We start from the raw sequence: 8,357 nt of genomic DNA, 5'->3' as shown, positions 1-8,357 counted from the left end.
TCTCGTCGTTTGGGTGTGTGGCCCCGCGGCCGGCCGCCCCCCCCCGCCCCGCACCACACTGCCTCTGCGACGACGAGCCGAACCCTGCCGGAGGCGGGTTCGGGGCGGCCGGCTAGACCGCTGGCGTTCCAGCCGGGCCTGGCGGAGGAGGGGGCTCCTCGTCGTTCGGCGGCGGGTCTTCGTCGTCGTTCGGCGGCGGGTCTTCGTCGTCGTCCGGGGGCGGCGTCGTGGTCGCGGGCGGGGGTGTGGTCGTCACCGCGGGGGGCGGGGTGGTGGTGACCGGGGGCGGGGTGGTCGTGGGGACCGGTTCGGGGGTGCGGGAGATCGTGACCTGCGGGGGCTTCGGCTTCGGCTTCTCCTCGGTGGTCTCCTCGGCCACCGGCTCCTCCGTGGGCTCCGCCTCCTCGGTGGTGGTGGCGGCCGGGGGCGCGGCGGAGGAGAAGCGGCCGGCGTCGGTGGCGATCGGGTCCGGGCCGGGCCAGAGGAACACCGTGGCGATCACGGCCACGGCCGCGGCCGCGCCGCCGATGCTGACCAGCATCGCGGGCTTGCGCCTGCGGTCGTCGGCGTAGTCGTAGTCGAAGTCGTCGCCGTAGTCGTCGTCCGGGCCCGTGGTGGGGCGGTCCGGGTAGCCCATCGGGCGTGCCGGGGGTGCGGCGGCCGCGCGGGCGCCGGCGCTGCCCGTCGCCATCGCGCGCTGCGCGGGCGGGCCGACGTGCGCGGTCGCCCCCATCGACATGGAGGCCTGCGGGCCGTAGCCGCGCGACTGGGTGCCGTACCCGGGTCCGTCGTAGCGGTTCTCGAAGCGCGCGGACGCGGCGGCCGAGCGGACGACGCTGGTGGGCACCACCTCGGTGACGCCCTCGGTGGCGCTGGTCATCGAGGCGGCGCCGCCGGAGTAGCCCGGCGCGGGGCGCGGGTTGGGCACCCGGGCCGGCGAGCCGGCCGTGGCCGAGGAGCCCGTCGGGCTGAGCGAGAGCGCGGCGCCGAGGGCGATGGCGTTCTTCGGGTCGGTGTCGACCGCGACCGGGCGGCCGAGCTGCTCGGACACCAGCTGGCCGACGAGCGGGATCCGCGACGAGCCGCCGACCAGCAGCACGGCGGTCAGCTGCGGCGGGGTGAGCCCCGCGGAGTGGATGGCGCGGCGCAGCGCGTCGACCGAGTCCTCGATGCGCAGCCGGATCAGCGCCTCGAACTCGCCGCGGTGCAGCCGCACGGCGCCGTGCCCGGTGACCGGGATCGACACCTCGGTGTCGCTGCTCAGCGCCTCCTTGGCCTCGACGCATTCGCGGCGGATCGCCGCGATGGCCGACAGCACGGAGAGGTCGGTCTCGTCGAGGTTCTCGAAGGCCGCCGGCAGCGCCTGCCGGACGTGCTCGAACACGACCTCGTCGAAGTCGATGCCGCCGAGGCGCTCCAGGCCCTCCGGCCGGCCCAGCAGGCTGAAGCCGGTGGCGTCCTTGTGGACCATGGCGGCGTCGAACGTGCCGCCGCCCAGGTCGTAGACGGCGATCGTGGAGCCCGGCTCCACCCGCTCGCCCGCGGCGTAGTGCAGCGCGGCGGCCTGCGGCTCGGCCAGGAACGAGACCGGCAGGCCCTGCGCGGCCAGCGCGCTGCCCAGCCGGTCCTTCTTGTGCGCCCCCCACGACGCCGGGTGGGTGACGGCCACCCGGGCGGCCGGGCCGCCCTCGCGCTGGGCCACCCGCTCGACGACCCAGCGCACCAGCCGGGCCGACAGCTCCTCCGGCGCCCACGGCCGCCCCCCGACGACGAGCGGTGTCGGGTCGCCGATGCGGCGCTTGAACTCCCGGGCGACGTGGTCGGGCTCGGACAGGGCCCGGCGCTCGGCGGCGTCCCCCACGACGACCTGGCCGTCGTCGCCGATGTAGAGCACGGACGGGACCGCGCTCGACCGGTCGCCGAGGTTGACGATCTCGCTCTCCCCGGGGCGCCCGCCGGGTCGGCAGATCGCGGCCGCGGTGCGCGTCGTCCCCACGTCGATGCCGAGCAAATAACTCATCGTCACCCGTTTCGTCTCGATCGACGCCGGGTCCCCCTGCCCGGGCCGATGAGATCACGGTATCGCCACGGGTGTCCTCCGATCGGCTGGCCCCCGGCTACGCGGCGGTAGCACGGGTGGTCGAGTCCGGGACGACGCGATCTTGTGCTAATGGGCCGTCGTGGCCCGTCAGAGGCGGTGCTGCAGGGCCTCCGCGGCGGCCAGCAGGTCAGCGGCCCAGCGGACGCCCGGGCGGCGGCCGATGCGGTCGACCGGCCCGGACACCGAGACGGCGGCGACGACCTGGCCGGTGCCGTCGCGCACCGGCGCGGAGACGCTGGCCACGCCGGACTCGCGCTCGGCGACGCTCTGCGCCCAGCCGCGCCTGCGCACGTCGATCAGCACCCGCTCGCCGTAGGTGGCGTCGGCCAGCAGGGCCCGCTGCACGCCGGGGTCGGCCCAGGCGGCGAGCACCTTGGCCCCGGAGCCCGCGGTCATCGGGAGGCGCGCGCCCACGGGGACCGTGTCGCGCAGGCCACTGGCCGGCTCGGCGGTGGCGACGCAGACCCGCTGGGTGCCGTCGCGGCGGTAGAGCTGGACGCTCTCACCGGTGATGTCGCGCAGCCGCGGCAGCACGGCGGAGGCCGCTTCCAGCAGCGGGTCGGTGCCACCCGCGGCGAGCTCGGTGAGTGTGGGGCCGGGGCGCCAGCGGCCGTCGGCGCCGCGGTGCAGCAGCCCGTGCACCTCCAGGCCGACCGCCAGCCGGTGCGCCGTGGCCCGCGGCAGGCCGGTGCGCTGGCACAACTCCGACAGCCCCACCGGCTCGGCGGCGGCGGCCCGCAGCACACCCACGGCCTTGTCCAACACGCCGATGCCGCTATGCTGTCTCACGAGGCGATACTAACTTCTCGCTATCTGGGACGCCACCGGCTTCTTCCGCGGAATCCGCGACGCGGCGCCGGGTGCGGGGAACCCCGCCGCTAGGCGGATCGACGACGATTTGGAGGCGGAGCCGCGTTGACCACCACCGGACGCACGCTGGCCGAGAAGGTGTGGGACCAGCACCTCGTGCGGGCGGGCGAGGGCGACGAGCCCGACCTGCTCTACATCGACCTGCACCTCGTGCACGAGGTCACCAGCCCGCAGGCCTTCGACGGCCTGCGACTGGCCGGGCGGCCGGTGCGCAGGCCCGACCTGACGCTCGCCACCGAGGACCACAACGTCCCCACCACCGACGTGGAGCTGCCGATCGCCGATCCGGTGTCGCGCACGCAGGTGGAGACGCTGCGCAAGAACTGCGCCGAGTTCGGCGTGCGGCTCTACCCGATGAACCACGCCGAGCAGGGCATCGTGCACGTGGTCGGCCCGCAGCTGGGACTCACCCAGCCGGGCATGACCGTCGTCTGCGGCGACAGCCACACCTCCACGCACGGCGCGTTCGGGGCGATCGCGTTCGGCATCGGCACCTCCGAGGTGGAGCACGTGCTGGCCACCCAGACGCTGCCGCTGCGCCGGTTCAAGACCATGGCCATCACCATCAACAGCGCCGACGGGCGGCTGCGGCCGGGCGTCACCAGCAAGGACGTCGTGCTGGCGGTGATCGCCAAGATCGGTACCGGTGGCGGCCAGGGCTACGTGCTGGAGTACCGCGGCAACGTCGTCGAGAACCTGTCGATGGAAGCCCGGATGACGATCTGCAACATGTCGATCGAGGCGGGCGCGCGGGCCGGCATGATCGCCCCCGACGAGACGACGTTCGCCTACCTGAAGGGCCGCGACCGGGCCCCCGCAGGCGCGCAGTGGGACGAGGCCGTCGCAGCGTGGCGCGAGCTGCGCACCGACGACGACGCCGTCTTCGACGCCGAGGTCGACATCGACGCCGACGCGCTCACCCCGTTCGTCACCTGGGGCACCAACCCCGGCCAGGGCCTCCCGCTGGGCGAGGACGTCCCCGACCCGGAGCTCATCGTCGACGAGAACGAGCGCGTCGCCGCGGAGAAGGCGCTGGCCTACATGGGCCTGGAGGCGGGCACCCCGCTGCGCGACATCCACGTCGACACCGTCTTCGTCGGCTCCTGCACCAACGGCCGCATCGAGGACCTGCGCGCCGCGGCCGACGTGATCAAGGGGCGCAAGGTCGCCGACGGCGTCCGGATGCTGGTCGTGCCCGGCTCGATGCGGGTGCGCTTCCAGGCCGAGGACGAGGGCCTGGACCAGGTGTTCCGCGAGGCCGGCGCCGAGTGGCGCTCGGCGGGCTGCTCGATGTGCCTGGGCATGAACCCCGACCAGCTCGCCCCCGGCGAGCGCAGCGCGTCGACGTCCAACCGCAACTTCGAGGGCCGCCAGGGCAAGGGCGGCCGCACCCACCTGGTGTCCCCGCTGGTCGCCGCGGCGACCGCCGTCCGCGGGACCCTGAGCAGCCCGGAGGACCTGGTCTGATGGAGCCCTTCCGCTCGCACACCGGCATCGGCGTCCCGCTGCGCCGCTCCAACGTCGACACCGACCAGATCATCCCGGCGGTGTACCTGAAGCGGGTCACCCGCACCGGCTTCGAGGACGGCCTGTTCTCGGCCTGGCGCAACGACCCCTCGTTCATCCTGAACACCCCGCCGTTCGACCGCGGCTCGGTGCTGGTCGCCGGGCCCGACTTCGGCACCGGCTCGTCGCGCGAGCACGCCGTCTGGGCGCTGATGGACTACGGCTTCCGGGTCGTCATCTCGGCCCGCTTCGCCGACATCTTCCGCGGCAACTCGGCCAAGATGGGGCTGGTCGCCGCCCAGGTCGCCCAGCCGGACGTCGAGCTGCTGTGGAAGCTGCTGGAGAACGAGCCGGGCACCGAGGTCACGGTCGACCTCGAGGAGCGCACGGTGCAGGCCCGCGACCTGACCGTCCCGTTCGACATCGACGACTACACCCGCTGGCGGCTGCTGGAGGGCCTCGACGACATCGGCCTGACGCTGCGCCACGCCGAGCAGATCGCCGAGTTCGAGGCCGCCCGCCCGGCCCGGATGCCCACCACGATCTGACCCACCCGTCGCGCGTAATCACGGGATGTGGGCTCCTCGCAGATCCGGCTGGGTCGTCGCAGCCCGCCGGCGGGCTGCGAGCACCCGGCCCGGGCTGCGACGCCCACCCGGCGCTGCGCCCGCCGGAGCGGCCCTTCCTCAGACGTCCGGCGGGGGGTAGTGGTCGGCGTTCTGCACGACGCCGTCGACGAAGCTCAGCACCCACGTGCTGGCCTTCTTCGACGGGACGTCGTCGGGGTCGACCCCGGCCGACTTGGCCAGCGAGCCGACCAGGTCGGGGATGACGCCGCCCTGGCTGGACACCAGCGTCACCCCGCCGAGGGCGGCCAGGTCGAGGAGCCGCTCGCGGGCGGCGGTCGGGTCGTCCCAGTAGTGGTCCTCCCCGAACAGCGGCTCCTCCTCGATGGGGGCGCCGCCCAGCCGCTCGGCCAGCGGGACGATCGTCTGCCGGCAGCGCAGGGGCGGGGCGGTGACGAGCCGGTCGGGGCCGAGCAGCGGCAGGAACGGGGCGAGGGCCTCGGCCTGGCGGCGGCCGGCGCCGGAGAGGGGGCGCAGCAGGTCGTCGCCGTCCCAACGGCCGCGGCTGCCCGCCTTCGCGTGGCGGACCAGCACGACCGTGGCCGTGGGCGGGCCGGTGTCGACGAACCGCTGCAGGACCGCCATGTCGTGGCGGTAGGACAGCTGGTCGGCGGCGCGGTCGATGGTGACCCACTCCAACTGGTCGGTCTCGGAGTTGGGTTCGAACTCGCCGCCCAGCGACTCGGCCGCCCAGTACCGGACGAGCTTGTCGCCCTCCGGGACCGGGTAGTGGGCGTCGCCGAGCAGGGCGCCGAGCCGGCACCGGTGGCCGGTCTCCTCGGTGACCTCGCGGACGGCCGTGGTGGCCAGGTCCTCGCCGTCGTCGATCTTGCCCTTGGGGTAGGCCCAGTCGTCGTAGCGGGGGCGGTGGACGAGCGCGATGCGCGGGCCGTCGTTCGCCAGGCGCCACAGCACCGCGCCGGCGGCCAGGACATCGGCGGCGGCGGTGTCGCCGGGCGGGCCGAACGAGCTCACAACGTGCTCCCAGGTGGTCTTGGTGCTCCCAGGTGGTCTGGCGGCTACTCGGAGTCGAGGACGGCCGAGACCGCGTGCGCGAGCATCATCTCGGCCTGGTGGTCGCGCACCGTGACGCCCGCGCCCGCGTCCACGGGCGGCGACGGCTCCCACGAGCCGTCCGCGTGCAGCGTCCAGCAGCGGGTTGCCGGGTCGAGGCAGGAGTCGAACACCTGGCCGAGCTTGGCCGCGAGCCGCGGCTCGGCCACCCGCAGCAGCACCTCGACGCGCCGGTCGAGGTTGCGGTGCATCATGTCGGCGCTGCCGATCCAGTACTCGTCGGCGGCCCCGAAGTGGAACACCCGGGAGTGCTCCAGGAACCGGCCGAGGATCGAGCGGACGTGGATGTTCTCGCTGAGCCCCTCGCGGCCCGGCCGGATCGCGCAGATGCCGCGCACGACCACGTCGACCGGCACCCCGGCCTGCGAGGCCCGGTACAGCGCGTCCACCACCTGCTCGTCGACCAGCGAGTTGACCTTGATCCGGACCCGGGCGGCGGTGTTCCCCGCGCGGAAGGCCTCGACCTCGTCCTCGATGCGCCGGACGATGCCGCGGCGCACGCCGTAGGGCGCCACCAGCAGGCTGCGGTAGGAGGTCTGGCGGGAGTAGCCGGTCAGCGAGTTGAACAGGTCGGTCAGGTCGGCGCCTATGGTGGGGTCGGCGGTGAGCACGCCCATGTCCTCGTAGAGGCGGGCGGTCTTGGGGTTGTAGTTGCCGGTGCCGACGTGGCAGTAGCGGCGGATCGTGTTGCCCTCCTGGCGCACGACCAGCGACGTCTTGCAGTGCGTCTTGAGCCCGACCAGGCCGTAGACGACGTGCACCCCGGCCTTCTCCAGCTCGCGCGCCCAGCGGATGTTGGCCTGCTCGTCGAACCGGGCCTTGATCTCCACCAGGGCCACCACCTGCTTGCCGGCGGCGGCCGCGTCGATCAGCGCGTCGACGATGGGGGAGTCGCCCGAGGTGCGGTAGAGGGTCTGCTTGATGGCCAGCACGTTCGGGTCGGACGCGGCCTGCTCGATGAACCGCTGCACGCTCGTGGAGAACGAGTCGTACGGGTGGTGGACGAGCACGTCGCCCTCCCGCAGCGTCGCGAACACGCTGCGCGGGGTCTCCCGCTCGGCGAACGCCGGGTGCGTCGCCGGGACGAACGGCTCGTCCTTGAGGGCGGGGCGCTCCACGCCGTGCACCGCCCACAGCGCGGTGAGGTCGAGCAGGCCGGGCACGGTGATCACGTCGGCCGGGTCGACGTCGAGCTCGCGCAGCAGCAGCTCCAGCACGTGCTCGCTCATCGTCTCGGTGACCTCCAGGCGCACCGGCGGGCCGAACCGGCGGCGGGCCAGCTCGCGCTCCAGCGACTGCAGGAGGTCCTCGTCGCGGTCCTCCTCGACCTCCACGTCGGCGTTGCGGGTGACCCGGAAGACGTGCACCTCGGCCATCACCATGCCGGTGAACAGCTCCGACAGGTGCGCCGAGATCAGGTCCTCCAGCGGCAGGAAGGTGACCCGGCCCTCGCGGGGCGAGGTGTCGGCGGAGGGCACCTCGATCAGCCGGGGCACGTTGTCGGGCACCTTGACCCTGGCGAAGCGCTCGGTGCCGCCCTCCGGGTCGCGCACCGTGACGGCCAGGTTCAGCGACAGCCCGGAGATGTAGGGGAACGGGTGCGCCGGGTCGACCGCCAGCGGGGTCAGCACCGGGAACACCTTGGCCCGGAAGTACTCCGACAGGCCCGCGCGCTGCTCGTCGTCGAGGTCGGTCCAGCGCCGGATGTGGATGCCCTGGGCGTCGAGCTGGGGGCGGACCTCGTCGAGGAAGACGCGCGCGTGCGCCTCGGCCAGCGCCTGCGAGCGGATCGCGATGCGGGCCAGCTGCTCGCGCGGGGACAGCCCGTCGGCGCTGCGCACGGCCAGGCCGGTGTCGTTGCGCCGCTTCAGCCCGGCCACCCGGACCATGTAGAACTCGTCGAGGTTCGAGGCGAAGATCGCCAGGAACTTGGCCCGCTCCAGCAGCGGCTGGCTGGGGTCCTCGGCCAGCGCCAGAACCCGGGCGTTGAAGTCGAGCCAGGACAGCTCGCGGTTGAGGTAGCGGTCGTCGGGGAGCTCGGAGGCCGGGGCCGGGGTGCGCGCCGGCGGGCTGACCGGCACCGCGGCGGCGGTCGTGGTGGGGACCTCGGAGGTGCGGGCGGCGGTCGCCGGGGCGGCCGGTCCGGGCTGGACGGCGTCGGCGACGGCGCGGTCGGCCGA

6 protein-coding genes are annotated in these 8,357 nt (G+C 74.1%); 2 read left to right on the top strand and 4 right to left on the bottom strand.

The genetic code is table 11. The features are described from left to right. Nucleotides 1-112: 112 nt before the first annotated feature. The gene (locus tag KIK08_RS06425; RefSeq protein ID WP_214402078.1) at nt 113-2,020 is read right to left on the bottom strand and encodes an Hsp70 family protein; all 1,908 of its coding nucleotides are present in this window, start codon (nt 2,018-2,020) and stop codon (nt 113-115) included. 168 nt (nt 2,021-2,188) lie between these two features. Next, complete coding sequence (locus KIK08_RS06420; RefSeq protein WP_214402077.1) at nt 2,189-2,890, bottom strand: IclR family transcriptional regulator; 702 nt, start codon at nt 2,888-2,890, stop codon at nt 2,189-2,191. 126 nt (nt 2,891-3,016) lie between these two features. On the opposite strand from KIK08_RS06420, the gene leuC reads away from it, so the two are divergent. Together leuC and leuD are read left to right on the top strand one after the other, a co-directional pair. After that, on the top strand, nt 3,017-4,438 hold the full coding sequence (gene leuC, locus KIK08_RS06415; RefSeq protein WP_214402076.1) for a 3-isopropylmalate dehydratase large subunit: 1,422 nt from the start codon (nt 3,017-3,019) through the stop codon (nt 4,436-4,438). After that, on the top strand, nt 4,438-5,025 hold the full coding sequence (leuD, locus tag KIK08_RS06410) for a 3-isopropylmalate dehydratase small subunit (RefSeq protein ID WP_214402075.1): 588 nt from the start codon (nt 4,438-4,440) through the stop codon (nt 5,023-5,025). The genes leuC and leuD overlap by 1 nt, the downstream gene beginning before the upstream one ends. A 138-nt stretch (nt 5,026-5,163) precedes the next feature. Here the strand turns inward: leuD and KIK08_RS06405 are convergent, their stop codons facing one another. Then, the gene (locus KIK08_RS06405; protein WP_214402074.1) at nt 5,164-6,078 is read right to left on the bottom strand and encodes an NUDIX hydrolase; all 915 of its coding nucleotides are present in this window, start codon (nt 6,076-6,078) and stop codon (nt 5,164-5,166) included. 44 nt (nt 6,079-6,122) lie between these two features. Next, nucleotides 6,123-8,357: RNA degradosome polyphosphate kinase (locus KIK08_RS06400; RefSeq protein WP_214402073.1), on the bottom strand; the 2,235-nt coding region annotated here is incomplete at its 5' end.

Source organism: Pseudonocardia lacus, from assembly GCF_018531445.1.
In the GTDB taxonomy this organism is placed as follows: domain Bacteria; phylum Actinomycetota; class Actinomycetes; order Mycobacteriales; family Pseudonocardiaceae; genus Pseudonocardia; species Pseudonocardia lacus.
This window is presented reverse-complemented; position numbering and strand designations above follow the sequence as displayed.